This is a genomic window from Paenibacillus sp. CFBP 13594, assembly GCF_014842675.1.
GTDB classification, from domain to species: domain Bacteria; phylum Bacillota; class Bacilli; order Paenibacillales; family Paenibacillaceae; genus Paenibacillus; species Paenibacillus amylolyticus_B.
In genome coordinates, this window is sequence record NZ_JACYVQ010000009.1 from 91,051 (window position 1) to 116,434 (window position 25,384).

At 48.2% G+C, this 25,384-nt stretch carries 21 protein-coding genes and 2 riboswitches; of the genes, 5 read left to right on the forward strand and 16 right to left on the reverse strand.

Going from position 1 to position 25,384, the window contains the following annotated elements; translation table 11 throughout:
* Positions 1–112: 112 nt before the first annotated feature.
* Both IFU39_RS24935 and IFU39_RS24940 read left to right on the forward strand, forming a co-directional pair.
* A complete protein-coding gene (locus tag IFU39_RS24935) occupies positions 113–844 on the forward strand; it encodes an MBL fold metallo-hydrolase (RefSeq protein WP_192135532.1) in 732 nt (243 codons plus the stop codon).
* Complete coding sequence (locus IFU39_RS24940) at positions 841–1,413, forward strand: TetR/AcrR family transcriptional regulator (RefSeq protein WP_192135533.1); 573 nt, start codon at positions 841–843, stop codon at positions 1,411–1,413. The genes IFU39_RS24935 and IFU39_RS24940 overlap by 4 nt, the downstream gene beginning before the upstream one ends.
* A gap of 511 nt (positions 1,414–1,924) precedes the next feature.
* Here IFU39_RS24940 and IFU39_RS24945 read toward each other — a convergent pair.
* The 3 genes from IFU39_RS24945 to IFU39_RS24955 are packed head-to-tail and all read right to left on the reverse strand — an operon-like array spanning position 1,925 to position 5,686.
* Positions 1,925–3,055 carry a hypothetical protein gene (locus IFU39_RS24945; protein ID WP_091018501.1) on the reverse strand — a complete coding sequence of 377 codons (1,131 nt, stop codon included), beginning with the start codon at positions 3,053–3,055 and terminating at the stop codon, positions 1,925–1,927.
* Positions 3,056–3,108: 53 nt separating this feature from the next.
* Entirely contained in the window at positions 3,109–4,551 is a 1,443-nt protein-coding gene (locus tag IFU39_RS24950) for a glycosyltransferase family 2 protein (RefSeq protein ID WP_091018499.1), read from the reverse strand.
* Positions 4,532–5,686, reverse strand: coding sequence for a HEAT repeat domain-containing protein (locus IFU39_RS24955; RefSeq protein WP_091018497.1), 1,155 nt, complete (start codon positions 5,684–5,686; stop codon positions 4,532–4,534). Before IFU39_RS24955 ends, IFU39_RS24950 begins: the two co-directional genes overlap by 20 nt.
* A gap of 217 nt (positions 5,687–5,903) precedes the next feature.
* Between IFU39_RS24955 and IFU39_RS24960 the strand changes: the two genes are divergently transcribed.
* Complete coding sequence (locus tag IFU39_RS24960) at positions 5,904–6,389, forward strand: CcdC family protein (protein ID WP_176873064.1); 486 nt, start codon at positions 5,904–5,906, stop codon at positions 6,387–6,389.
* Between the two features lie 120 nt (positions 6,390–6,509).
* On the opposite strand, the gene IFU39_RS24965 is transcribed toward IFU39_RS24960, so the two are convergent.
* From IFU39_RS24965 to IFU39_RS24985, 5 genes are all read right to left on the reverse strand, one after another.
* Positions 6,510–7,523 carry a zinc-binding dehydrogenase gene (locus IFU39_RS24965; RefSeq protein WP_192135535.1) on the reverse strand — a complete coding sequence of 338 codons (1,014 nt, stop codon included), beginning with the start codon at positions 7,521–7,523 and terminating at the stop codon, positions 6,510–6,512.
* Positions 7,524–7,697: 174 nt separating this feature from the next.
* On the reverse strand, positions 7,698–8,444 hold the full coding sequence (gene map, locus IFU39_RS24970) for a type I methionyl aminopeptidase (RefSeq protein ID WP_192135537.1): 747 nt from the start codon (positions 8,442–8,444) through the stop codon (positions 7,698–7,700).
* An 834-nt stretch (positions 8,445–9,278) separates the two neighbouring features.
* A complete protein-coding gene (locus IFU39_RS24975; protein ID WP_036672183.1) occupies positions 9,279–9,527 on the reverse strand; it encodes a hypothetical protein in 249 nt (82 codons plus the stop codon).
* 161 nt (positions 9,528–9,688) lie between these two features.
* Complete coding sequence (locus tag IFU39_RS24980) at positions 9,689–10,540, reverse strand: protein kinase domain-containing protein (protein WP_192135539.1); 852 nt, start codon at positions 10,538–10,540, stop codon at positions 9,689–9,691.
* A gap of 105 nt (positions 10,541–10,645) precedes the next feature.
* A complete protein-coding gene (locus tag IFU39_RS24985; protein ID WP_192135541.1) occupies positions 10,646–11,332 on the reverse strand; it encodes a hypothetical protein in 687 nt (228 codons plus the stop codon).
* A gap of 534 nt (positions 11,333–11,866) precedes the next feature.
* On the opposite strand from IFU39_RS24985, the gene IFU39_RS24990 reads away from it, so the two are divergent.
* The gene (locus IFU39_RS24990) at positions 11,867–12,820 is read left to right on the forward strand and encodes an L-lactate dehydrogenase (protein ID WP_091018489.1); all 954 of its coding nucleotides are present in this window, start codon (positions 11,867–11,869) and stop codon (positions 12,818–12,820) included.
* A gap of 164 nt (positions 12,821–12,984) precedes the next feature.
* Here IFU39_RS24990 and IFU39_RS24995 read toward each other — a convergent pair whose 3' ends face one another.
* The 6 genes from IFU39_RS24995 to IFU39_RS25020 form a co-directional block, all read right to left on the reverse strand.
* The gene (locus IFU39_RS24995; protein ID WP_192135544.1) at positions 12,985–15,693 is read right to left on the reverse strand and encodes a PAS domain S-box protein; all 2,709 of its coding nucleotides are present in this window, start codon (positions 15,691–15,693) and stop codon (positions 12,985–12,987) included.
* A gap of 642 nt (positions 15,694–16,335) precedes the next feature.
* A complete protein-coding gene (locus IFU39_RS25000; RefSeq protein ID WP_192135546.1) occupies positions 16,336–17,070 on the reverse strand; it encodes an ABC transporter permease in 735 nt (244 codons plus the stop codon).
* A 1-nt stretch (position 17,071) separates the two neighbouring features.
* Positions 17,072–17,788 carry an ABC transporter permease gene (locus tag IFU39_RS25005; protein WP_036607500.1) on the reverse strand — a complete coding sequence of 239 codons (717 nt, stop codon included), beginning with the start codon at positions 17,786–17,788 and terminating at the stop codon, positions 17,072–17,074.
* On the reverse strand, positions 17,785–18,699 hold the full coding sequence (locus tag IFU39_RS25010) for an ABC transporter ATP-binding protein (RefSeq protein ID WP_047840345.1): 915 nt from the start codon (positions 18,697–18,699) through the stop codon (positions 17,785–17,787). Before IFU39_RS25010 ends, IFU39_RS25005 begins: the two co-directional genes overlap by 4 nt.
* Before the next feature lie 80 nt (positions 18,700–18,779).
* The gene (locus IFU39_RS25015) at positions 18,780–20,291 is read right to left on the reverse strand and encodes a HAMP domain-containing sensor histidine kinase (protein WP_244661111.1); all 1,512 of its coding nucleotides are present in this window, start codon (positions 20,289–20,291) and stop codon (positions 18,780–18,782) included.
* Positions 20,292–20,347: 56 nt separating this feature from the next.
* Positions 20,348–21,031, reverse strand: coding sequence for a response regulator transcription factor (locus IFU39_RS25020; protein ID WP_192135550.1), 684 nt, complete (start codon positions 21,029–21,031; stop codon positions 20,348–20,350).
* A gap of 228 nt (positions 21,032–21,259) precedes the next feature.
* Here IFU39_RS25020 and IFU39_RS25025 point away from each other — a divergent pair, with 228 nt between their 5' ends.
* Entirely contained in the window at positions 21,260–23,020 is a 1,761-nt protein-coding gene (locus tag IFU39_RS25025; RefSeq protein ID WP_192135552.1) for an alpha-glycosidase, read from the forward strand.
* A 170-nt stretch (positions 23,021–23,190) separates the two neighbouring features.
* On the opposite strand, the gene sdaAA is transcribed toward IFU39_RS25025, so the two are convergent.
* Both sdaAA and sdaAB read right to left on the reverse strand, forming a co-directional pair.
* On the reverse strand, positions 23,191–24,168 hold the full coding sequence (gene sdaAA, locus IFU39_RS25030) for an L-serine ammonia-lyase, iron-sulfur-dependent, subunit alpha (RefSeq protein WP_223199838.1): 978 nt from the start codon (positions 24,166–24,168) through the stop codon (positions 23,191–23,193).
* On the reverse strand, positions 24,158–24,847 hold the full coding sequence (gene sdaAB, locus IFU39_RS25035) for an L-serine ammonia-lyase, iron-sulfur-dependent subunit beta (RefSeq protein ID WP_091018476.1): 690 nt from the start codon (positions 24,845–24,847) through the stop codon (positions 24,158–24,160). Before sdaAB ends, sdaAA begins: the two co-directional genes overlap by 11 nt.
* 112 nt (positions 24,848–24,959) lie before the next feature.
* Positions 24,960–25,095: riboswitch (glycine riboswitch) on the reverse strand.
* Between the two features lie 4 nt (positions 25,096–25,099).
* A riboswitch (glycine riboswitch) is annotated at positions 25,100–25,222 on the reverse strand.
* Positions 25,223–25,384 lie beyond the last annotated feature (162 nt).

Sequence of the window (25,384 nt, forward strand, 5' to 3'; positions counted from 1 at the left end):
TGCATCATTATTTTAAATTTTTTTTATTTAAATAAAATGAACAACAGGTATTGCTAAAACTAATCCCATTAGTTATTATACTAATACCATTAGTTTTAAGGAGGGTTTAACGATGCGTATTACCCGAGAATTTGATGTAGTTCAAGTTACATTTTTTCCAAGACTCTTCCCTGTGAACGTATACCTGGTTGAAGAGGAAGATGGATTAACCCTGATTGATGCCGGAATACCATTCAGTCTTAAAGGGATTTTGGCAACTGCCCAGTCCCTTGGGAAGACCATTACCAAGATCATTCTGACTCACGCGCATAGCGACCATATTGGTGCATTGGATCATCTCACAGAAGCACTGCCTCAAGCCGAGGTCTTCATCTCCAGACGGGATGCCCGGCTATTGGCGGGTGATACTTCCCTTCTTCCCGGTGAGTCACAAACCCCGATACGCGGCGGGGTGCCTAAGCCCAAAGCGGTGCGCACCCAGCCAAACCACTTGCTGGATGAAGGTAACCAGATTGGTTCACTGGTCGCCATAGCCTCACCAGGACATACGCCGGGGCATATGTCCTTCATGGATACGCGCAGCCGCGTGCTCATCGCTGGCGACGCGTACCAGCTGCAAGGCGGCCTTGCCGTATCCGGCCGCGTGCGCCCGCTCTTCCCGTTCCCCGCGCTGGCGACGTGGAACCGCGAAGCGGCTCTGGCCAGCGCGAAGCGCCTGGCGGAGCTGGAACCGTCCGTGCTGGCTGTAGGCCACGGACGGATGCTACGCCAGCCCGCGGCCGCCATGCGCGTGGCAACCGCTGATGCTCAGCAGCGGTTTGATCTTGCCGGGGGGCAACTATGAGCCCCCGGCAAGGGCTGGATCGCGGCGCTCTGCTCAGCGCCGCGGCCCAGCTTGCTGACAGCGACGGCTTTCAGGCGCTGACACTGGCCGCGTTGGCACAGCGGCTGGATGTTCGCTCGCCATCGCTCTACAACCACATCAGCGGACTTCCCGGGCTTCGCCAGGAAATGGCGCTGATGTCCGTACAACAGCTCAGCCGCGCATTAACCGCGGCTACCGCTGACCGCACAGGCGACGATGCCATTCAGGCCATCGCTGCGGCATACATTGGCTTCGTCCGCGAGCACCCCGGGCTGTACGAAGCCTCATTTCATGCCCCTGATCGCGAAGAGCCAGAGCTCGCCGCGGCCAGCACAGCCACGCTGGAGTTGCTGCTGCACAGCTTGCAACCCTACCCGCTAACCGAAGCGGAAGCATTACACGCCGTTCGTGGTTTGCGCAGCCTCTGCCATGGATTTGCCTCCATTGAGGCACAAGGCGGCTTCGGCATGAACTTTGATCCGGACGAAAGTCTGCGTCTAACCGTATCCGCCTTCCTGCACGGACTCCGGCATCTTCACCAGGACTAGTATGGCACGTATTGCATCGTGAAAAGGACTGCAGAGGATCTGCAGTCCTTTTTACGTTACCCTTCCATACATTGCTCACTGACTAACTGAAATCTAACGAACTCCACACGTCCTATTTCGCAGAAAACTGGCAGCGGGACAGGAATAATGAGTATATTCCGTCATTTAACGTGTCTGTGATTCGTTATATTTACCAACCTACCAAATTAGGCCAAATAAGAGGTGCTGAGTTCGTTAGAATTTGCTACGTACAGTGCTTCAGATCACCTTGTCATAGACACTCGTCCACTCATCATAGCGGCACACGTCCAGACACACATTGTGTTATGGACTCTAAATACGGAGTGTTCATGCTCCAAATTGCATTGATTATGCGGGTACCCTGTCTCTCAACCACACTTTTGCCGCTCACAACGACGCACTTCTCTATTATGTACATCTCCCGTTCCTCTCGAAAGGTGGAATGGACTTTGGCTTCCCTCTTTCCATCGAAAGGTTCTCGATAGCCTATCTATGGCCATTGCTGCCGTCCATCCTGCACTTCATTTAAAATATGCTTCATCACGGGCACGTACACCTTCCAGTAGAACATGTCCGGAATATCTTTCTGATCGGGCGTAAGCTTGGACCGGACGACCTCCCATCCTTTGATTCGGCGCCAGAAAGAATAATGCTTCATCTCTCCGAAGGACCCTGCCATGTAATAGGACCGATTATAGTCGTCATATCGGACAAGTGCAGCAAATTCCGCGGGAATTCCTGCACCCACCAGCTTCTGCTCGCCTTCCTTCGTCAAATCCGTCTTATACCAAGCCAATATGGAATCCTGCTGTTGCGGCAAAATGATATCGAACCAGCCATTGTAATGTATATCCTGGGTTATACCGCTCCAATCCCTGCCCTCCTGTGTGAAAGCAACTTGTACATTTCCTGTCTTCACATCCGGACCTTTCTCCAGTACCATGACTTGTCCATCCATATGTATCAGCAGCATACCCGCTCCGGAATATGACCATTTCTTCTTCTCCCGCTGCTCATAATTCGCCCGAACCCACCGGGGGACTTCTTCTATACTTTGCAGATTAGATACCGATTTACCTTGCCATCCAGTGCTGTTCACTCCCAAGATGGGATACAGCTGCTCCTTGGTCATCTTCGAAGCCGTATTCGCCAATGCACTGTATTCGGCGACAATCGTTACCCCTTTATACGCAGCCTCGCGAATCTTCTGCGCATCATATATCGTTAATCCTTCATATATTCCGCCTTGTTTCCGTTCATTCTTGTGTGCAGACAGACTGCTCCGATTTGCCGTCAGATAGATCAGATCCGTGTCTGTCACCTCATCAGGCAGAAGTTGTTTCATTCGTGGAAGCCCGTCCTGAAGATCATAGCCGTAATAATCCTCTTCATACGAGTAGTATTCCCCTGTGTGCTGTACAATTTTCTGTTGATTCAAAAGCCAGACCAACCCCTTGTGCCCCTGATAGGACAAGTCCGGTCTGCTCTTGTCAATAATCATGATGTTCAGTGGAACAGGGGCCTGGGATTGCCACATAATCCAGGGGACAACCAGCACCACCGATACCACTGTAAAACAAGCCAGCGTCCACATCGTGGCTGGCCTGTAACTTTTTTTCATGAAGCGTCTTCCTCCTTGCTCTGTTCCAAGGTATTACCAGGATTGCCGATAGATTACCCCAATCCATTCCTGATCTCCTTCTCCTTTTCCTTCCTCAATCCCATAGCCTGCAAAATGCCAAACATACGGAATATATTGTTCAGCGGTCTGAACCAGAACGTCTCCGAACAAGCATACAATAACAGACGCGTCACTGCTCTGGACGTGTACGCTTTGCGTGAACACCATACTTCGAACATTACCATACCTGCGGACAACAGTGAACCATAGAGCGTCAGCAGCAGAACGAGAATGATGCATAGGTTGATATCCACCAACTGTAGCCCTATGCCTGCAATGAACAGCAAAATCGCTCCCAGTTCCATCACAGGCCCCAACAATTCGATCAGAATAAAATACGGGATGGATACCATCCCCATCCAGCCATAGGCCGGATTGAAGATCATGCTCCGCTGAGTCCATAGACTGCTTGCAAGCTGCATGTGCCAACCGATACGCTGTCTGCACAGTTGACGCCATGTACCGGGTACTTCTACCCTGCAGATCGGATCGGGAATATATATAATACGGCCACGTTCCTTGATCTGCTTCATATGTTTCTGTAACCGCATCACCAGTTCCATGTGAGCGACCTGGTCGTCGCGCTTGTAACCCCCAACTTCCAACACCCGGTTCTTTTTGAATACACCGAATACTTGGGCCGTAAATAAAAGCACATTAATATTGTAACGAACAAGTCCCACACCACCAATCAAAAAAGCACGCACGTATTCAATGGTCTGCATTACATGCAACGTACTGTCCGTAAGTCTTGTGCTGTTTTCCGTTAAATCTGTATGAGCCGTATTTCTGGGGACCATAAGATCTACTCGTCCACTACAAGCAACAACCTCTTCTCCTGGTAGAGCATCCATAACGGGTTTCATAATCTTCACCAATGCATCCCGTTCCAGAAATGTCCGGGGTCCAACAGAGGCGATATAAGGATATTGCGAGATATTTAGACCTGCATTCAAGGAGTCCATTCGTCCTCCATACGCCTTATCGATCACAATCAGACGATGATGCAGCCTGGATTGGTAGACACATTTAATCTGAGCCGTCTCCTGGACGAGTCCCGAGTAATGAACTTTACTCCGAATGGGCATCAGATCATAGGTTGCCATTAACCGCGGCATTGTTGCATCCTCTGATCCATCATTAATGATAATAACTTCATAACGTGCATATTGAATATCCAATAGACAGTTAATTCGCTGTACGATCGTATCCTCGCTATTACGCATCGGGACAAGCAGAGATACCGCCGGAGCCAATTCTTCATCCAACATCTCATGATATTGCAGCGGGTCCAGATCCCTTCTCAGGATCAATGTACGAGCGGCAGCAACCACCAGAACACTGCACATCACAATCGCTAACACCAGATAGATAAATATACCCTCGTAACATGCTAAAACAAAACTCCGCAGCATCTCAATCCATCTTTCGTCCATACTGCATCCTTTCCAGCGTTTCTTCCGCTATCTGCCTTGCATATCTATCCGGATGGTTTACAGCCGTATCCCGAAGTTCGTCAAGTCCCTGCTCGTACCGGGCAAGGGAATTCGCAGCTTCCTGTCGGATCTGAAAAGAAGGATCACCCATCATTACCTTCAGTCTAGGAATAAAAGCATCCGCATGAACAGTACCCATAAGCTGGGTCACTGTTAGTCTTTCAGTGCGTTGCCTCTCCTCACCAGATTCGTTCCATACCAGCAATAGCCCCTTCAGCAAATCTTCACGACCTCTGCCCACTTGAGCCAATGCCTGATACGCATTGGTACGCAGCAATGCATCCTCTCCAAGAATGAGCTTCTCCAGTAGAACAACAGCACCCTCCGTCTGGTCATCCCGAATACGAATGGCTTGGACGATATTACACTGGACTTGATAAGATACATCCTTGAAATGATCCTTCAGACGTGTCCAGGATGAATCGGTAAGCAACAGCAGAATCTGCAGAACCTGCGAATCGGACCATACATATTGCTCACGCAACAATTCCTTAACGATTCTGAAATAACCGGTTCTGGCATATATGCGTAAAATGATGAAACGTTCAAGCGGCGTACAGGAAGTAACCCGCAGCATATCCTCTAACCTGGGCAGAAGCTCCACCATATGAAACTGTTCAATATATAACAACGTGTTAACCCGTTCACTCCACTTTCCCGTCTTCAAAACCAATCGGTATGAGCTTCCAAAGACTTGCCAAGATAACAGACGAATTCGCAAAATCTCATGCTCTGCGGGACCTTGAGCGAGCCGTTGCAATAACAATTGCTGCAAAACGATCTGTTGATCTCCACTCATATTCAATAAGTTTACGCCAATTTCTCCCTCGTTCAGGTACCGCTGTAGAAATGAACCTTCTGCAAGTAATTCATGCATCAGTGCCGTCTTAACCTTTTCCCTGCGCCTACTGCTATATTTTATCCATAAGATGTAACCGTAGATAACCAGCAAAAAAGCTAGTACACTTGCACATACAAGGCTGACCACATGTACTAACCAATCTGTATTACCCACAAGCCACCCTCTATGATGTGAGCCGATAAGTATGATATACATCCATTGTTGTCCAATCATTGCATGATTTCCCCTTAATCGAATAAACAGCCTTACAACGGGCACAATAATACAAAATTTTCAAATACACCCTGTGAATACATATCGGGTATATGATACACTAAGCTTTCTATCGGCTTTCTGCGTTTGTGATATAATAGGAACTGAAAATTCCGGCAATTCGTACTGGGTTCGGGATCACCGGATAACATATTATTCCAGAAAGAGGGAGTTCTACGTGGCTCAAATCAGTCCGTACTACCTGCAAATCGGAGCAACCGTGGGCATGCTTGTCATGGCACTGCTTGCCATCTTCATCCGCATGAAAGCCAGTCACAGACCGGTGACCATTCGTAAAATCCTTATTCCTCCGCTCGGCATGAGCACAGGATTTCTCATGTTTGTTGTACCGGAGACACATGTTCCTCTACTCTGGGCATTCATTGCGTTTCTGGTGGGCTGGTTCCTCTTCTCCTATCCCCTCATTCGCAGTACACGGTTTGAACGAGTAGGTGAAGAAATTTTTGCAACACGTTCTCGCAGCTTTGCTTTTATCTTGCTTGGATTGCTGGCCGTACGCCTGATCCTGCATGAAGTCATTCAGCGATATGTAAGTATTCCGCAAACAGGTGGATTGTTCTTCCTGCTGGCTTTTGGCATGATTGTACGCTGGCGTGTATATATGTACAAACACTACAAAGAAGTGCTGGTCGCCGAACACTAGTCACCCTACATAGACCACGCACAGATTTACAGATAAAAAAGACACGTTCTGCCGCACCCTTGGTGTGCAGAACGTGTCTTTTCGTTTTCAACCTAATTGTACATGTACATCGTTCGATATCTATTCCGGATCTGCAACCTTAACCAACTGCTTGCCCAGATTATCTCCAGAGAAGAGGCCCATAAAAGCTTCAGGCGTCTGTTCAAACCCGTCCACAATGTTTTCTTCATACTGGAGATGACCTTCCTTGATCCATTTCGCCAACTTGGCGCGGCCTTCCTTGAAGGATTTCGTATAGTCACCCAGCAGGAAACCTTTCATTAATGCTGTGTTTGTTAACAGCAACGTCTGTGGTCGCATCCCGATATCCGGCTTCTCCAGATTATAAGACGAGATCTGACCGCATAACGGAATACGTGCATTCCGATTGATGTGGCGCAAGACTGCATCCGAGATGTCCCCGCCCACATTGTCAAAGTAGACGTCTACACCATCTGGGCAAGCCCGTTCAATGGCCGCTGACATATCCTGCTCCTTCTTGTAGTTCAACACCACGTCGAAGCCCAGCTTTTCTTTCAAATAAGCGCATTTCTCATCAGAGCCTGCAATACCAACCACGCGTGCTCCCACAATCTTACCAATCTGACCTGCAATCATGCCTACCGCTCCGGCTGCTCCCGATACAACAACCGTTTCGCCGTCCTTCGGTTTGCCGATGTCCTCCATACCAAAATAAGCCGTCAGACCCGTCAGGCCCAGCGCACCCAGGTAAGCCGTGATTGGTGCTTCTTCGGTATCAATTAGCGAAAGATCGGCCGTGTTCACTGCGGCATATTGCTGCCAGCCCCACATACCGGATACGAGGTCACCTTTGCGCAGATTCGGTTCCGAAGATTCCACAACCTGTCCAATGGCCCCACCCTTAATCACTTCATTTAACGCGTAAGGTGCAGCATAGGATTTTGTATCTTTCATGCGGCCCCGCATGTATGGATCAACCGACAAATATAATGTACGTACCAGGACTTGCCCAGCTTCCGGTTCAGGAAGAGGTGCATCAATGAATTTGAAATTCTCTCTGGATGGGGCACCTTCGGGACGAGAAGCAAGTACGATCTGTTTATTTAAAGACACCAAAATTACCTCCTTGTTGCCAAGTGGACGCAAGGTTAACCCTTGTCAGCTGAGATCACTTACCACTGGCTCTGTGTTATCACTTCTTAATAGTTTAAACCGAAACAGGCGGTTCACAAACGTGGGCCGCCTTGAAATATGCAAATATCGTCACATTGTAGCTGCTTTTGGCTATTATTGTGCTGTCAAAATCACTGGACCATCCGCCGTAATCGCAATCGTATGTTCATACTGGGCAGACAGACTTCCATCCAAAGTACGAGCAGTCCATCCATCTGAATCCAGCTTACTTCGGAACGTACCAATATTCAGCATCGGTTCGATCGTAATAACCATGCCTTCCTTGAGACGCGGACCCCGATGAGGCGGACCGTAGTGAGGCACTTGTGGTTCCTCATGCATCTTCTCACCAATGCCGTGTCCGATAAACTCACGTACAACCGATAGGCCTTCACCTTCTGCATACACTTGAATCGCATTGGAGATATCTCCGATCCGGTTGCCCACCACGGCAAGTTCAATGCCTTTGTACAGAGAGTTTTTGGTTACATCCAGCAGATGTTGTGCTTCCGGAGTCACTTCACCTACGGCATATGACCAAGCCGAATCCGCCAGCCAGCCATTCAGATTAACGACCATGTCGATTGTAACGATATCGCCGTCTTTCAGTGCATATTTTCCCGGAAACCCGTGACAGATCACATCATTAACCGACGCACATGTCGCATATTGGTACCCGTTATATCCCTTTTGTTCCGGCGTAGCGCCATTTTTCTTCATAAAAGCTTCTGCAAACTGGTCGATCTCCTGTGTCGTAATGCCTGGACGAATTATTTTGGCAATTTCTCTATGGCATGCGGCGAGAATCTCTCCGGCTTTTTTCATATATTCAATCTGTTCTTTGGTCTTTATTGTAATCATAACAACTACTCCTGTCCGTTAAAATCTTATCCTGTCCTCTATTGTAACGCTAAACACTCAAAATAAAAAATTCCGTGCGATCAGCAACATCCTATTATACGCCAAGCTCCTGTCCAATGAATACAATTATCCATGAAAAAATCGAAACCCCTCCATATCTGGCCACGTATATGCTTAAAACAGTTGAAGTCGAAAGGGTGAAAGCTCATGTTCAAAAAGATTATTGGCAAACTTATCGATTCCAAATCTTCATCTCACCGCAAACGTCATAGCTCCTCCGACAGGCGCTCATATAAACGTCACAGCAGCTCCTCAGGCAAGCGTTCCTACAAGCGCTATTCTTCTTCAGATGTGAAATACCGGGATAGCCGTAGTGGCTCCGGGTATTACAAAAGCAGAAAATATAGCTCCAGCTAAGCGGCTTTCACGACTGCTTTTAAAGAGTAATGATCACACCAGCTTATTGGACCCTACAATAAATGAATATGTAAAGGGGTGTTCGCCAGCCATACTTACGGCCAGCAGAACACCCCTGTATTGTTTCTATATAAGTATGTATCAATTTTGCTGATTTTGATGTCTTAATGCTTCAATATAGCAAATTCGCTTATCCAGGGAGAACGAATAATACACTTTAAATTTATCAACTAATATCCGGTACGTCCCTTGCCAGGATGGTTCCTGAGCTGGCATGGATTCCGCCATGACAGCCACTTTCATCTCAATTCTTCGAACTAGTTCAATCTTATAGAGCTTTGTCTCTTCCTGAGTGAAACGAACACTTCTGATTTGAGCGAGAGCCTATCTTGCTGAAGGTGTCCACTGGATCAACATCTATAAATTCCCTTTTTCAATTGCGTCAATTATATCATCTGTAGAGTAGACCCTACCCGAAGAAATATCTTTTTTGGCTTGCATAATTAAAGCTTTGAGCTCCAGATCACTTTCTATTTCTTCCTGAACCACGTTTTCCAGCGGCTTGATTAAATAATGCTTACCTTCAATATCCACAATGGTGTCTTTTTTGCTATGAAACCACGTTTTGAATAATTCGGCATGATCGCCTTCCAGTTTTTTAAGCATATGATGAATCGCCTCCTTCAACGTATAATTGTTATTCATTATATCATTCAACCCACTGTTTTGATACGTTTTGCATTTATCAGCAAAAAGGAAAAAGACCCCTATAGATATCATACGAAGAGGTCACGGATAACTAGTATAGGTCGGTCTACAGAGCTATTTCATTGTAATCTCAGCAACACTTTCTCGATCTCTGCCTGTAACTCCGTCGCTCCACCCTCATAACCTGGACGGAGTCCAAGGAGTCGCTCCAACATCTGGTGCAATTCCGGCGTAAGCTTCAGTTCCTCCTGCCAACTGGCGGGTTCACGGCCCTTCTCTGGCTCATAAGCCGAATACAGCATAAAGAGAAGAAAGTGGCCGATATCCTGCAGATCATGATCCGGTGTAGCTGGCTCATCTTCAGGCTCAGGGACTTCACGCATACGTCGCTTCAGCTCCGGCAACAACGGCTCCCCCAAGCGTCTCGCCAGGCCAAAATCAATCAGATGCACCGTCCCTTCACGTAAAATAACATTGGGAATCCGCACATCTCCATGAATATATCCCTGCTCATGTACATGAGCCACCGGAGCCAGCAGTTGACCTGCCAATTCCAGACATTCCCGCTCCGTATATCGAAGACCTTGCTCAAATATGCAATCTTCCAGCGTCTGTCCACGAATATACTCGGTAACGATATAACTTCGTCTCCCGGATGTGAACACATCCAATAGATCAGGGATCGCCGGATGATGCAGACGTCTCATCACGTCCGCCTCCCGCTCCAACAGGTGTGCAGAGAGTCTGCCCTTGCTAGGTTTGGACTCCTTCAACGCCACTTCCTTGCCGTTCTGGTCATCTGTACACAGGTATGTCAGCCCATAACTCCCCATACCCAGCAATTCCTGTATTGTATAACGCTCAACAATGGTCGTGCCTTCCCGCCGAGGACGATCCGTCCATAGTCCAAGCAATCTTTGCCAACTTCGTCGCAGCTCCACAGACCCTCCCACGCCAGCTTCCTGATCCACTCAGTCTTTATCTATACTGAGCAGTTCGTTGCCAGTCCTCATGTTGTATGGAGCTTATTATATCAGGCCGATACTGTAAAATCACGATGAGCAAGAGCCTGTCATTCAAGCTTCCTTATGTTTCTTGGGCAGGAACCCAAACAACATACGCAGGGATACTCCTTTTGGTTTGCGTTTTCTTCCCTGGAAACTGCGCAGATTGGTTACGAGTTCACGATCCCGCTCCTCTTCCAGCTTCTCGTTCATCCATAGACGCTGTTTTTCCATCTGTTCCTGAAGAGCCATATGTGTATCAGCCAGATGCTGAAGGGTCAGCTCCAGTTCATCGACCCGCTGTTGCAGCAACTGTACCCGATCATCCTGTTGTTGTTCCACAGCACCATAAGTCACCTCACTTACCAGTTGCCCCAGACCTTCATAGGATCTCAGATTACCCATTATTTCAGGTTCTTCAGGGAATACGATTGACATTGATGTCGCTGCACATTCCGTCTCTGACAGACCTTCAACTCCCACCACCGGTACATCTACTTCTACTACAGCTACAGGTGCTTCTGGAGCCAATACAGTCACCACAGCATCAGCCAGGGGTAGATTATGCTCTCTGAGTTCAGTCATCAGGCGTTCAATGCACTCAATGTCGTCGGACTTGAATAGTCTGGATTTGTTGGCGGACCGTTCGAACCGGTATCCCTGTTCTTCCAGTGCCGCCGCATATTTACGAAGAGTACTGGCACCTATGCCCAGGCTCTTGGCCGTTTCCGTCGTTGCTCCTGCTTCTTCAATCATCATTAATTCCCTCCCGGAATGAAGTCTTTTGGGAATCAATTTCATATAACTTTAGTGAGTTATGAAATTGATTCTTGGATAAAAACATTATGGCTTCAGCGTTCCTTTATGGAACCGTCATCGGATCGGGGCAACCTGTCTCATGGATCAAGTATGTTTATCTTTTGCTTGTCCGTATGTATTCGTCAACTTCTCGGCAGATCCCTTTGGCGGTTTTGTTCTGTTTCTGCGGATTAATAAGAAGTTTTGTCAGGTATATGATCTGCACAAATAATACCCAATCCGACAACGAGCATGAATGCTGTCATGTCGAATGACACAGGTGCAAACGCCGTCAAATCATATGATTCATGTCAATTTTGTTAACTCATTTACTCCAATACGCTCCCGCGATAGCGGATATCATTGCTGCACAGCTTTTCCATGTGTTATCTTATGTAACGTAGAAGTGCATTCCAGCATAAAATAAAGGACTATACTTAACATAGGACGCGTAATTGAAGAATAAATATCAATCAAAATGGGGGCTGAACGGCAGTGTTAGGCAAATCAGGCAAAGTAGCGGTGATCGGGGCGGGTCTTGTCGGTTCGAGTTGTGCGTATTCCATGATTAATCAATCGATATGCAGAGAAATTATGATGGTGGACCGGACGTATGACCGTGCTGTAGCACAGGCACTGGATTTTTCCCATTGTATGGACTTCACACATAACCGCACCAAGGTATATGCAGGCACGTACGCCGATTGTGGCAATATGGATGTGATTATCTTAACTGCCGGGGCGAATCCCAAGCCAGGACAGACACGGCTGGATATTCTGGAGGAAGCGGAATCGATTGCCAAAGACATCGTGGTCCCGATCATGAACAGTGGATTTAACGGGATTTTTGTCGTCGCTGCCAATCCGGTTGACATAGTAACTTATATGGTATGGAAGCTATCAGGTCTTCCGCGTGAGCATGTCATCGGCACAGGCACGTCCATTGATTCTTCACGACTCAAAACGCTGCTATCTGAAGTCTTCTCCATCGATCCACGCAGTGTGCATGGTTATGCTCTCGGGGAGCATGGAGAATCCCAGTTCGTAGCCTGGTCCCATGTGACCATCGGTGGCAAACCGATTATGCACATTATGGATCAGCACAAGGAGCGCTTCAAACATCTGGATCTAGACGATATTGCACGCAAAACGAAAGATGCGGGCTGGGAGATCTTCACTCGCAAAGGCTCTACCCAATTCGGGATCGGCAATGCTCTCGCACATATCACTCGTTCCATCCTCAATGACGAACACAAAATCATCGCCGTATCGGCCATTCTGGACGGAGAGTACGACCAGCACAACGTTTGCGTCGGTGTTCCTGCAATCATCGGTGGCAATGGTATTCAAGAGATTATCGAATTGAATCTGGATGCAACGGAACGTGAGAAATTCAATAATTCCTGTGAAATCCTATCAGGTAACATCAATCGTCTGACATTGGTATAAGCCACTCGTATACAACTCCACTTTGTATGCTTCGGCTCAACTTCAAAAGCCTGCCAACGCAAACATGCCAATAATACTCCATGCGAGGAGTCTTATTGGCATGTTTGCGTTTATTATTTTTCACAGCCAGATGAATCAATTTCATAATTGATTTGAGTAGTTGTTCAATTTGGTGCAAGTTGAGGTTCGTCCCTTGGCCCCCACTGTTGTAACACCCGCTTCAACTCACTCAGCATAACCGGTTTGCTAATGAAGTCACGCATACCAATCTCCAGACAAGCTTCCTTATCTTCACGTTTGGCATTGCCTGTAACTGCGATGATTGGAGGTATGCGATCCTGTGGAATTAGGCGGTGTAAAAGGTCTGTCGCCTTCAGTCCATCCATCACAGGCATATGAATATCCATCAGGACAATATCATAAGCATTCTGAGAGATGGCATCAATTGCTTCCACACCATTAGTACATACATCTGCGTGGTATCCGAGCTTCTCCAGATATTCTCGTAAAATCTTCCGGTTCACCGGATGATCCTCCGCCACCAGAATACGCATGGCGACCTTGTCACTCTGACGTGTGCGATCATGATGGAACTGACTTGCTGTCTGCTCTGCTGAAGCATCTACACTCGCCGCAGGAACAGCAAACCGGAAGGTTGAGCCTTCCCCTTCTATGCTCTCGACACTAATACTGCCTCCCATGATCTCCACGAGTCGCTTGGAGATGACCAGTCCCAATCCGGTACCACCATACTTCCGGTTAATCACCGGGTGTAGTTGAGAGAAGGACTGAAACAACTGATCCAGCTTGTCAGCGGGGATGCCAATTCCCGTATCTTGTACCGCAAAATCAAGAACACTGTCTTCAGGCTTTCTGCCCTTGATAATATCCACGGCAACCTCAATGCTTCCCTGATCTGTGAACTTGAGCGCATTGCCAACCAAGTTCACCAGAATCTGCCGGATACGTATGGCGTCACCGACCATGAACTCAGGGATGCTCGGATTGAGACGATATCTGATCTCCAGATGTTTCTCATCTGCAAGCGGTTTAAACAGTTCGGCAACCTGTTCCAGCATCTTGCGTAATGCAAATGGTTCATAAGCCAGTGCCATTTTCCCGGATTCCAGCTTACTGAAGTCCAAAATATCATTAAGGATGTTCAGCAGAGCATCACCGCTGTCTCGAATAATCTCGGCATACTCACGCTGTTCTTCCGATAGATCGGTACCGATCAACAATTCTGTCATCCCCACGATCCCGTTCATCGGTGTCCGGATCTCATGGCTAACCATCGACAGAAATTCCGACTTGGCCTGAGCTGCCAGCTCAGCTGTCTCTTTGGCACGTACAATTTCACGTTCGCCAGTCACATCATTAAATACAACCACCGCTCCCTGAATCTGTCCCTGTTCAATAATCGGCGTCACCTGATACTGCACCAGAAAGCTGCTGCCATCTTTACGCCAGAACACATCTTCCTTGATTGAACGTATCTGTCCATCCAACACGGTCATGTGGATCGGGCATTCTTCTTGTGGCAAATGACTTCCGTCTGCACGGGTGTGATGGATGATGGGATGTGAGTTTTTGCCAATGAATTCTTTCGCCTCATAACCGAACATCGAAGCTGCTGCTGGATTCATAAACATGGTGATTCCATCCGCATCCAAACCAAATATTCCTTCCGTAACCGTGTTGAGAATCAGCTCATGTTGCTTGCTGAGCTCCTGAATCCGTTCCGTGTATTCCTTGCGCTCGGTAATATCGGACACGATCCCATAGACGCCCACCATTTCCTTATCCACAATAATGGGCACATTCGTAACAGATACTTCAATCTTCCGACCACTTGAATTAACGACTCGGGTCTCATAATATTGCGGTTCGCCTTGCTTCACCATGTCAAAATAATGTTTGCCATATTGCACTTCGCATTTATCCAGATTGGATAAAAAAGATTGGCCAATAAGCTTATTGCGCGGAATATCCAACATTTGCACCAGTTTGCTGTTCACTGCGCTGTATTTACCTTCCAAATTCAATGAATACACAGCTGCCGGGTTATGTTCGAACAACGATCTGTATCGCTGACGGCTTTCCCGAAGACGTCTTTCCGCATCCTTATGCTGGGTAATATCCCTGCTGATGCTTACAATCTGGACACTCTTGCCACGCTCTCCAGCCACAGGTTTCGCCAATGTCTCCATCCAGATATAATGTCCCTTCTTGTGCAACACACGCATCTTGCAGCCATTGCCGATCTTGGAAAGATCCATAGGGTCCGGATAATCTCCCGAATAACAATAATCCTTGAAGGACTTACCTATGACTTCCTCCGGCTTATAACCCAGTAAGGTGTACACGGAAGGGGAAACGTATAACAACTCGCCATCCATAGCACAAGTTGTAATCAGATCTTGTGCATGGTCAGCCAGCACCTGATATTTCTCCTGTGCCTCCTTAAGCTCACGTTGCACTTCCAGGATATCGGTAACATCTTTGGCAATGCCATAGATTCCGACAACTTCTTTTCCCTCCGTTATAGGCACATACGTTATCTCTGCCTGTTTCAGGGAACCATCTTTATGATAAAAAGTAATGGGATTACTGACTGAACGTCCAGCCAGTACCTCTTTAATGTATTGTTTGCGTGAATTTTCACTGTCCGGAGGACAGATCTCACTCTGATTCATACGAATCAAGTCATCCAGTGTATACCCAGATATCCGCTCTACCGAGGGATTAGCATCAATATAGTTTCCATGGATGTCCATTACATAAATGGCATCCGGATGGTTAAAAAACAGTGATTGGTAAGAACTTCCCTCAGAAATAATGCGCTTCAGGGTTTCCGTTTTATTAATATCCAAGGCTTACCCCTCTTTTCTCAGCCAATATCTTCATCTAACAGCAGGGATTAATTATCCCTTACTAAAATGGGCCTACCCTCGAATAACCATGTAAGCCTGCCTAGAAACAGCTTTTTTTATTTTACCAGATTCTCGTCTCATTTTGCTTGCAATCTATGATTCAATTCACACGATGTGTGAGGTAATACTTGGAATTTTGATTTACTTAGGAGGTGCCTGCAAAGGCAGACAATTTATACAAGGATCAATGTAAGCCTCTAACAAGTTTGAAGTTCAATTCCAAGTCAGCTGATTCTGACGAATGGCTAAGCAATTTTCTAAAGAACCCAGGACATCTTATTTGGCGTCCATGTGCCCTTTTTAAATTTTAAGGAACATCAGACACGTCAATCCCCATAATCCCCTGTCATATACGCTGCAAACGGTTGTTTCATTGGATATAACATGTCTCAGGTTCCTTAGATTGCTGAGATCACTTCAAATCCTTGATTAAGACTCCTCAGGTTCGTTAGCGAGCTAATCATTCATGATGGGTGGGTCAGACATTAGAAAAAATCCTCCTGAAGCATACATACAATAGAGCTTGCATGTTTTGCTTAAAGAGGATTTTGACTTACGATAACCAAGGGTGTAACGGATTATTCAGATTTCTTTTTTCGCAAAATACATCATGCCGATTCCAATGAAAATAACAGCACTGCCTCCAACAACCGCCAGCATTGTGACCAGTGGAACATTGTAGGCTCCGAAACCTGCACCGTCCACGGGTGTCATCAGAATCATTGGTTGTGCCCATGGATAATACGGCCCATATGTCGCCGAGTTTACAATGAGAATATTCGGTATGGTCAGTGCAAAATTCAGTGCGAGCGGTGCGGCAAAGCTGCTCCACACCAATGAAACGAACATCTGCAGGGCAGCCAGGGGTATACAGGCCAGCAAGCCAAGCAGCAGTTTGCCTACCAAGAATCCCCAAGGTACTGGCATCGTAATGCCGTGAAACATGCCTGCCAGCAGAATGGACATCAGCAACAATACTTGCGTGCCCGCCAGAAGCATGAGTACAATCGTCAGTTTACCTGCATATACACCTGAACGTGTGAGCGGTAAAACCAGCATCTGCTTCCACCCTCCACCTGCATGTTCGAAACGGCAGACAAAGGACGTAAACACACCAGTCAGCATCGGTAACAATAACAATCCGTGTAGGAAAACCATCGTGGTCATCAATACCTGCCAATTTCCCGATGGCGTGGACAACAGTCCGATGAGCAGCGCAATGAGTGGACTCAGCAGAATCAGGAGCCATATGGGCGATTTGCTCATTTTCAATCGTTCAGCGGACAAGATTCGGAAGTACGTTGTCGCAAAGCTCATATCAGGCCACATCCTTCCGGCTAAAATGCACCATACCCAGCAACAGGATTAATAACCCTAGACCTGCCCCCATGCCTGCATACAGGTATGGATTAGGCCCATTCCAGGCCATCTGTGCCCATGCGAGCGGAAAGATTGGTGAGATACTGAGTGAGAACATACCCGTTATCGCGAGAACGATGCCCAACGTGACGGGAAGCGCCTGATTTTTGTTAACCATCGTGAGCCACAACTCCAGTGACAACACCGGAAGTGCACCAGCCAAAGGCAATAGACCCAGCTTGATCGCATGTGTCCAAGGTATTTCGCTGGCATGGAATCCGAGGATCAGACCCAGACCCACAATTCCTGCGGTTAGCAGCAGGCAGGAGATCACCAGCAGCACACAAGCAAGCAGGAACTTGGCTAAATACACGGCTGGTCTGGGAATGGGCATCGCGAGCAACTGTTTCCACGATCCCTGTTCATGCTCAACATTAGCGATCATGGAGCTGAGAATGGTTGCTCCCAGCATCAGAGACAAGGGCACAAAGACAACCACATTGCCCAATAATCCGCCCCACAGGTTATCTGCATACTGCTCTTTCAGATAGTCCAACCGTAAGCCAAAATTAAGCGCCTGCATCGCTGTCAATCCAAGAGGGGCCAGAAAGACAAGAAACCAGATCCCTTTCCCCCGAATCTTGAGCCAGTCTGACGATAATGCACGCCCGGTCATATGGAAGCCCCCTCGCCAATGACCCGCATGAACAGATCTTCCAGCGACTGACGCTGTTCCTCTACACGATACACATCATGATCCTGTTCAATTAATCGGCGCACAAGCAGTGCCACTGAACTGTTATCCATATAAGGGAACGTTAACGCAGCACCTTGTTGCTGACCAAATTGTCCCTGTTCTCTCGCCAGCTTCATAGCCTCTTCCGGCTCGGAAACCGTTAACCGGATAGAGCTACCCGTCTGACTATGCAGACTTGCGATAGTATCCTGAAGCACCATCTTGCCTTCACGGATAATACCAACACGACTTGCCATCTGTTCGACTTCACTCAGCAAGTGGCTGGAAACCAGAACGGTAATGCCATGTTCCAGAGGCATGCGTTTGATCAGTTCCCGAATCTCCTGAATACCGGCAGGATCAAGCCCATTCGTTGGTTCGTCCAGAATCAGCAGCTCCGGTTCACCCAGCAAAGCGCTGGCAATACCCAGACGTTGCTTCATCCCAAGGGAATACCCCTTCACTGAACGTTTGGCATCCTTGGTCAGATCTACAATGGACAGCACTTCAGCAATTCTTGATTTTGGTACATTGATGATGCGGCGCAAAGTTTCCAGATTCTCTACTGCGTTCAGATGGCCGTAATAGGATGGGTATTCGACCAAGGAACCCACACGGCGCAAAATATCCATGCGATCCTTGCGGATATCCTTGTCGAAGACACGGATCACACCTTTGGTTGGTTTAATCAAGCCGAGAAGCATGCGAATCGTTGTTGTTTTGCCGGCACCGTTGGGACCGAGGAAGCCGTAGATATCTCCCTTTTTAATATGCAGATCAAGTTCACGGACCGCTGCACGGTCCCGGTATGTTTTCCATAGATTAGCCGTTTGAATAATATTTTCACTCACTGTATGATCACCTCGGAACTATCGTAACCTTCCAAGGTTAAAGCCAAAGTAGTCTCTAGTTTAAGTTTAGTTTAAAAAAGCTATTTCAGCGGTTTGTTGTTTCCCTGTTTCCCCTTACCACTGTAGATATATGTCTGGACACCCGTCTCGGAACTGTCTACCCGCTTGCGCAGACCCATCTCACGAATCAACAAGTCTACAATGGATAAGCCTAAACCTGTACCTTTTGTGTCGGAATTCGGTTGCATTCCCGGACCCCGATCCTGAATAACGATAGCCGTCTCACCCTGAATCTCCTGAGTTGATATACCAATATATCTCCCGCTGGCGGCATGGCGGATCACGTTTTGGAACAAATTATCCAGAATACGGCGCATGCCCTGTTCATCCATATGCCAGATCAATGGTTCCTCTGGCAGGTCAATATCAATCTCAAATTGCTCTTTCTCCCAGACCGGGTACCAGGCGGCCGCCGTTTCCCTGACGATCCGCAGTATATCTTTCTCTTCCAGCTTCAGTGTATATTTCCCACTCGTGAGCAAATTGTAGGATAACATGTTGTCAATGAGCCCGCCGAGGTCCTCCATCTTTGCTTCCATGCGATGTAATGAACGGTCACCTTGCTCGCTCAGCTCTTCCTTGTGCAAAGCATGCATATGTCCACGAATCACCGTTAGCGGGGTACGCAGATCGTGAGAAAGCCCCGCAATGAGACGCTTGCGCAATTGTTCCTCCTCGCGTTCACGGTGACGGCTATCGGACAGTTGATGCACCATCTGATTAAAGGATTCCTCCAGTTGACCGATCTCGTCTGACCGGCGGATATCTACCGGAAGCGGGAGGCCTTCCTTGCCTGTGATCATCATGGCCGTCTGCAAACGAATAAGTCGTTTGCGAATGCGTGCGAAGAAGAGAATCGACATAATGATGAAGATCAGAAAGATGAGGGTCATTACGATACCAAGATACAAGAGTTCCATCGGCCAGTTACTCTGATTCATTTGCAGAAGTGACCGCGGCACTTCAATGATCATGAAGCCCTGTCCCTTGTCCTTTTCACCTCCGCCGATGTATGTAACTACGGTTAGCGGATCTCGAAAGGAAGCTTCTTTCATGAATTGCACCGTGTTGCTCACATTCCATATGGCCGGAATTCGAGTCTCTGCCGTTTGCCCGGTGTCCAGTGACCATCTCAATGTCGTGTCTGGCCTGCCATCCGGGGATGTGGATTTCTGAATGGTTACATCCTCACCACCGATAATGAAGAGGGTCTCACCGCTGGCATTCACACGATACATGGAAGATTTGGGATACGAGCCATGTAATTGCTCCAATCGGGCCTTAACCTCTTCATTGGATGCACCATCCAGATTCTTTGCTTCCCGCGACCAGAGGTTACTAATCCGGGTAACGTCACCATAAGGTGCTGCTTGATTCGTATTCGTATTATTCACTACGACAACATACAGGATGGATATGATCGGAAGAACGACAGGCACGAATAATACGGCCGCCAGAATCAGGATGATATATCTGGACATCAAGGACCGCCCAAAGCGTAGCTTTCGCCGCCCGGACTGCTTTTGAGCCATGCTTCGTTCTTCCTTCCGTTCTGCCTTCATGGTCTTCCGTTCTCGGAACCGCCAGATCATGGCTTCTTCACACGATATCCCACACCACGGACCGTCTGAATAATTGCAGGATTGGCCGGATCAAGCTCCAGCTTTTCGCGTAGATGCCGAATATGTACCATTAAAGTTTTGTCCCCATCCAGATAGGGCTCGTTCCAGACGGCTTCATAGATCTGCTCTTTGGTTCGAATCATGCCCATATGTCGTAGCAGGTAGGCGAAGATGTGGAACTGTTTTCCCGATAAAATAATCTCATCTCCCGTCTCCTCATTGACGATCCGGTTGTCCTTCTCATAGATGGAGAGATGATCCAGCTTCAGGGCGGCATCCGTGGATACCGCTGTTCCTGCCTTACGCAGTTGTACTTCAATCCGGGCAGCCAGTTCATCGGGGTGAAATGGTTTGGTTACATAGTCATCGGCAAAATCAAGACCATGCAACTTGTCGTCAATGGACGTTCTGGCCGAGAGCATGACAATGGGCACCGCGGGATGTTCTTTTTTCAGTCGCTGGCCCACCGTAAATCCATCCAGCCCGGGCAGCATGACATCCAGAATAATGAGTGAGCAACCGACAGCAGCCTCCGCTGCACCTTCACCACTGCCGAGCCATACCACCTCATAACCGCGCTCCTCCAGATCGGCTCTGACCCAAGTCGCAATTTCCGTATCATCTTCAATATATAACAGTTTGGTTTTCATTCGAATAGTCGTTTCCTTTCTGCCCCCATTGGGTTAATGATATATCTGAGCATCATCATAATAAAAGCTGTCTATAACAGATGGATTCATATCTTGTTGAAACCATATTGAATTCCTTTACGTTACCACACATTCTAATTATAGCTTATCCATTAACGTGGGGAATGTTATATCAATCAAATCTACCAAGTACATATTATACCTACACCTGACGGGAGGAAATTCATTATGCTGCTGGAAGCCATCTATCATCAACCGAAACGAAACTGGGCCTATGCCTATGACCAAGATACAATCCATCTGCGCCTGCGTGCCAAAAAGAATGATCTGACTGAGGTACATGCCCTGACCGGGGATAAATATGCGTGGGATGCAACCAAAGCGCTGGTTCCTTTAACCAAGTTCACCTCTGACTCCATGTTCGATTACTACGAGGGTGAGGTGAAGCCTCCCTACCACCGACTGAAGTACTCCTTTCTGCTCAAAAACGGAGACGAACAGATCTGGATGACCGAAACGGACTTCCAGGAAGAAGAACCGGACGATCCAGGTCGCATGTTCCAGTTCCCTTATATTCATGCCGGAGCTGTATTCACACCCCCTGCATGGGTTAAGGATGCGGTGTTCTATCAGATTTTCCCTGAACGATTCGCCAACGGCAACCCGGATATTAATCCGGAAAAGGTGGAGCCATGGGGCGGCGAGCCGACGCCTTTCAATTTCTTCGGTGGTGACCTTCAGGGCGTGATCGACCATCTGGATTACATCAGCGATCTTGGAATTAATGCGATCTACTTCACACCCATTTTTGAAGCCACCACCAATCACAAATACGATACTGAAGACTACCTGCGGGTAGATCGGCACTTTGGTGACGCAGATACCGTGAAACGACTGGTCGAGCTGTGCCATGCACGTGGAATTCGCGTACTTCTGGATGCTGTGTTCAACCATTCCGGGAAGACGTTTGCGCCGTTTGTGGATGTACAGAAGAACGGAGAACAATCCAAATACAAGGACTGGTTCCATGTACATGAATACCCGTTGGACATGAAGGACGGCATTCCTACGTATGAGACCTTCGGATTCGAAGCGCACATGCCAAAGCTGAATACGGAGAATCCCGAGGTTAAGGCATATCTGCTGGAGGTTGCCGAGTACTGGATCAAGGAAGTGGGTGCGGACGGATGGCGGCTAGATGTTGCAGACGAAGTGGACGATGCCTTCTGGCGTGATTTCCGCCGTGTGGTCAAAGCCGCTAATCCGGATGCCTACATTCTGGGCGAAGTATGGAACGAGTCTTCCTCTTGGCTGCAAGGCGACCAATTCGATGCGTCCATGAACTACCCCTTTACTGATGCCGTGAATGCTTTCTTTGTGAAAAACACAATGCACGCCGAACAGTTCGCGAACTCCATCGGTCGGCAATTATCCCGTTATCCGCTTCAGGCCAGCGAAGTGGCGTTTAACTTGCTGGACAGTCACGATACCCCGCGACTGCTCACGCTGTGTGAAGGCGACCAGCGCAAGTTGAAGCTGGCTGCATTATTCCAGTTCAGTTACATGGGCGCGCCGTGCATCTATTACGGAGACGAGATTGGAATGGACGGCGAACATGATCCGGGCTGCCGTAAATGCATGGAATGGGATGAAGCGAAGCAGGACCGAGAACTGTTCGACTTTTATCAGAAACTGATCTCCCTGCGTCATGCTCATCCTGCCCTGCGTGCAGAAGGCACCGTTCGTTTCCTGCAGGCTCGTCCCGATGGAAGCCAACTGGTATTTGAGCGGCAAAATGAGGAGGAACGCATTCTGGTTCTGTTCAATCGATCCGAAGAGACGGCTATTGTCGAACTGGAGGCCGGTGACGGGGAATGGACCGAGCTATTCGGTGGAAACCATCGTACCGCCAAGGATGATGGCGTACTCGCCATTGAACTACCCGCGTATGGATATGCCGTACTGAGTACGTCTGTGAGCCCGGACTAGAGTTATAATACACATACTTCTGAGCCATATCTAAGTAGCCTATCTTCGCTTCATCTGGCAGCATAAACAAGCGTCCTGCAGAACCCGGATTCAGGTTCGCGGACGCTTGTTTTGTATTCGCCGTTATATATCATAATGTCCCTGGTTATTCCACGGTGCCCCCGTTTAGATTAAGCCTGAGGGTCCGTGTGCACTTGAGCATTATCCGTACCACTTGTAATTGTATCAGAATCCTCTGGCTTCGACTCCTGCTCAGGCTCTGCACGCTTGGCCTTCGGTTTAGCCAGCTTTTGCATCATTTTACGGCCCGTTGGTGTCTGGGCCAACCCGCCTTGGGCCGTCTCCCGGTGGCGGCTCGGCATCGCACTGCCTACTTCCAGCATAACGTCGATGACTTCATCTGACGGAATAGCACTACGCACTCCGGCCAGAGCCATGTCAGCCGCAGCCAGCGCCGTAACTGCACCCAGTCCGTTACGGACGATGCACGGGATCTCAACGAGGCCTGCAACTGGATCGCAGATAAGGCCCAGTGTATTTTTTAATGCTAGGCCAACCGCATGAACGACCTGTTCCGGTGTACCTCCACGCAGTTCAACCATGGCACCCGCAGCCATGCCAATCGCGGAACCCACTTCCGCCTGACAGCCACCCTCGGCACCAGAGATAAATGAATTGTTCGCAATAACATAACCAATCGCTCCCGCACAGAACAATCCGTTCACCAAATGTTCGTCCGTCCAGCCAAATCGCTCCTGTGAGCTAATAAAAACACCAGGGATAATGCCGCAGGAACCGGCTGTTGGTGTTGCCACAATCCGCCCCATGGAGGCATTCACTTCAGATACACACAGGGCATACGCCATGGCAAGTGCGGAAGCATCTCCTGAGCAAGTCTCACCCTTGCGAATGTACTCGGCCATTCTTTTACCGTCTCCACCCGTTAATCCACTGCGTGATGTTGTATCTTCCGTTAACCCTTTACGTACCGCTTCCTTCATCACCTGATAATATTCAGACATCTGCTTCACAACATCCGCTTCCGGTGTATTGGTCTCCTGAACTTGCTCCTCGATCATCAGCTGAGCAATCGTTTTGGATTCCGCTGTACAGATCGTATTCAGTTCGTGTAAATGTTTAAATCGCATCCGAATCAACTCCTCTCTTCAAATCGATGACACGAATATCCAGTACATGATCCAGCTCCTTCAGGCGCTTGAGCATATCAGGATTAGGCACACCATCCATTTCCATCGCGGTCAGCGCTTCGCCATCACGGGCTTTGCGGTCCACCTGCATATACCCGATGTTAACCCCGGATGAACTGATCGTGGACGTTACCGAGGCAAGCACTCCTGCTTTGTCCGCATGTCGCAGAACGAGTGTCGGAAACTCACCACTAATCTGAACACGAAAATCATTCATCGAATGCACCGATACGCTTCCACCACCAATAGATGCACCAATCAAGGAGCAGGCACGTTCTTCATGCCACAACTCAATTTTGACCGTATTCGGATGAGGAGCAGGCAGGCCACTTGTATAAAACTCAACCTCCATGCCCGCTTCCTCTGCGTATTGCTCTGCATCCGGAATACGCGGATCGTCTGTGACATAATCCAGCAAACCGCCGATCAGTGCCAGATCTGTTCCGTGCCCCTGATACGTGTCAGCAAATGAACCGTATAGTGTCAACCGGGCACGATCTGGCGTACATCCTAGCCACTGTCGAGCAATTCTCCCTAACCTTGCCGCTCCAGCTGTATGTGAACTTGAAGGCCCCGTCATCGACGGACCAATAATTGAGAAAACATCTTTAAATCGCACCTTATAACCCTCCAATTGTATTCGTCATTTTCATCCAGATCCCATGCCATAATGTTCCTTTATTACTGAATGATGACATCAAAAAAGGACAGAAGAAGGCCACAGGCCCTCTCTCTGTCCTCGATACCTGAGAGTTTCACGATCAGCAGTGTCTCACGACAAGGTGCATGCCCTGCAATTGCAGACAAGGTCACCAGGCTGACTGATCATATACCCCTTGGGTGGCGCAGTTCGCGCACTCTCCAGAGTTGCGTCCAACGATGGTACATTTACCTGAGAGATTAACCGCTGCGCCGGGTGCGCAGCAGCTTGCTCCTTCGGTGCCTGAAGACTAGCCATTGCTCGGCTAACTCAGGTCTCTCCCGCTCGTTATCATCCGCTGTATGGAACCATTCTGAGCGTATGTCAGAACAGTAATGGAAATCGTTCATTTCTTCTTCATTAAGATTAATCGACCGGAAGATCAGTGTCAACAAACTTAACGATTTCTTTGGATGTATTTCCCTCATTTTCGATTGAACCGATGAAAACCAGAAT

Excerpts from the sequence above, each read along its gene's own strand:
- map (WP_192135537.1), bottom strand. The coding sequence starts at position 8,444 with ATGATTACAATAAAGACCAAAGAACAGATTGAATATATGAAAAAAGCC.
- IFU39_RS25000 (WP_192135546.1), bottom strand. The coding sequence starts at position 17,070 with ATGAGCTTTGCGACAACGTACTTCCGAATCTTGTCCGCTGAACGATTG.
- IFU39_RS25025 (WP_192135552.1), top strand. The coding sequence starts at position 21,260 with ATGCTGCTGGAAGCCATCTATCATCAACCGAAACGAAACTGGGCCTAT.
- IFU39_RS24940 (WP_192135533.1), top strand. The coding sequence starts at position 841 with ATGAGCCCCCGGCAAGGGCTGGATCGCGGCGCTCTGCTCAGCGCCGCG.
- IFU39_RS25020 (WP_192135550.1), bottom strand. The coding sequence starts at position 21,031 with ATGAAAACCAAACTGTTATATATTGAAGATGATACGGAAATTGCGACT.
- IFU39_RS24945 (WP_091018501.1), bottom strand. The coding sequence starts at position 3,055 with ATGAAAAAAAGTTACAGGCCAGCCACGATGTGGACGCTGGCTTGTTTT.
- IFU39_RS25015 (WP_244661111.1), bottom strand. The coding sequence starts at position 20,291 with ATGGCTCAAAAGCAGTCCGGGCGGCGAAAGCTACGCTTTGGGCGGTCC.
- IFU39_RS24935 (WP_192135532.1), top strand. The coding sequence starts at position 113 with ATGCGTATTACCCGAGAATTTGATGTAGTTCAAGTTACATTTTTTCCA.
- IFU39_RS24985 (WP_192135541.1), bottom strand. The coding sequence starts at position 11,332 with ATGATGATTGAAGAAGCAGGAGCAACGACGGAAACGGCCAAGAGCCTG.
- sdaAA (WP_223199838.1), bottom strand. The coding sequence starts at position 24,168 with ATGCGATTTAAACATTTACACGAACTGAATACGATCTGTACAGCGGAA.
- IFU39_RS24955 (WP_091018497.1), bottom strand. The coding sequence starts at position 5,686 with ATGATTGGACAACAATGGATGTATATCATACTTATCGGCTCACATCAT.
- IFU39_RS24950 (WP_091018499.1), bottom strand. The coding sequence starts at position 4,551 with ATGGACGAAAGATGGATTGAGATGCTGCGGAGTTTTGTTTTAGCATGT.
- IFU39_RS25005 (WP_036607500.1), bottom strand. The coding sequence starts at position 17,788 with ATGACCGGGCGTGCATTATCGTCAGACTGGCTCAAGATTCGGGGGAAA.
- IFU39_RS24975 (WP_036672183.1), bottom strand. The coding sequence starts at position 9,527 with ATGCTTAAAAAACTGGAAGGCGATCATGCCGAATTATTCAAAACGTGG.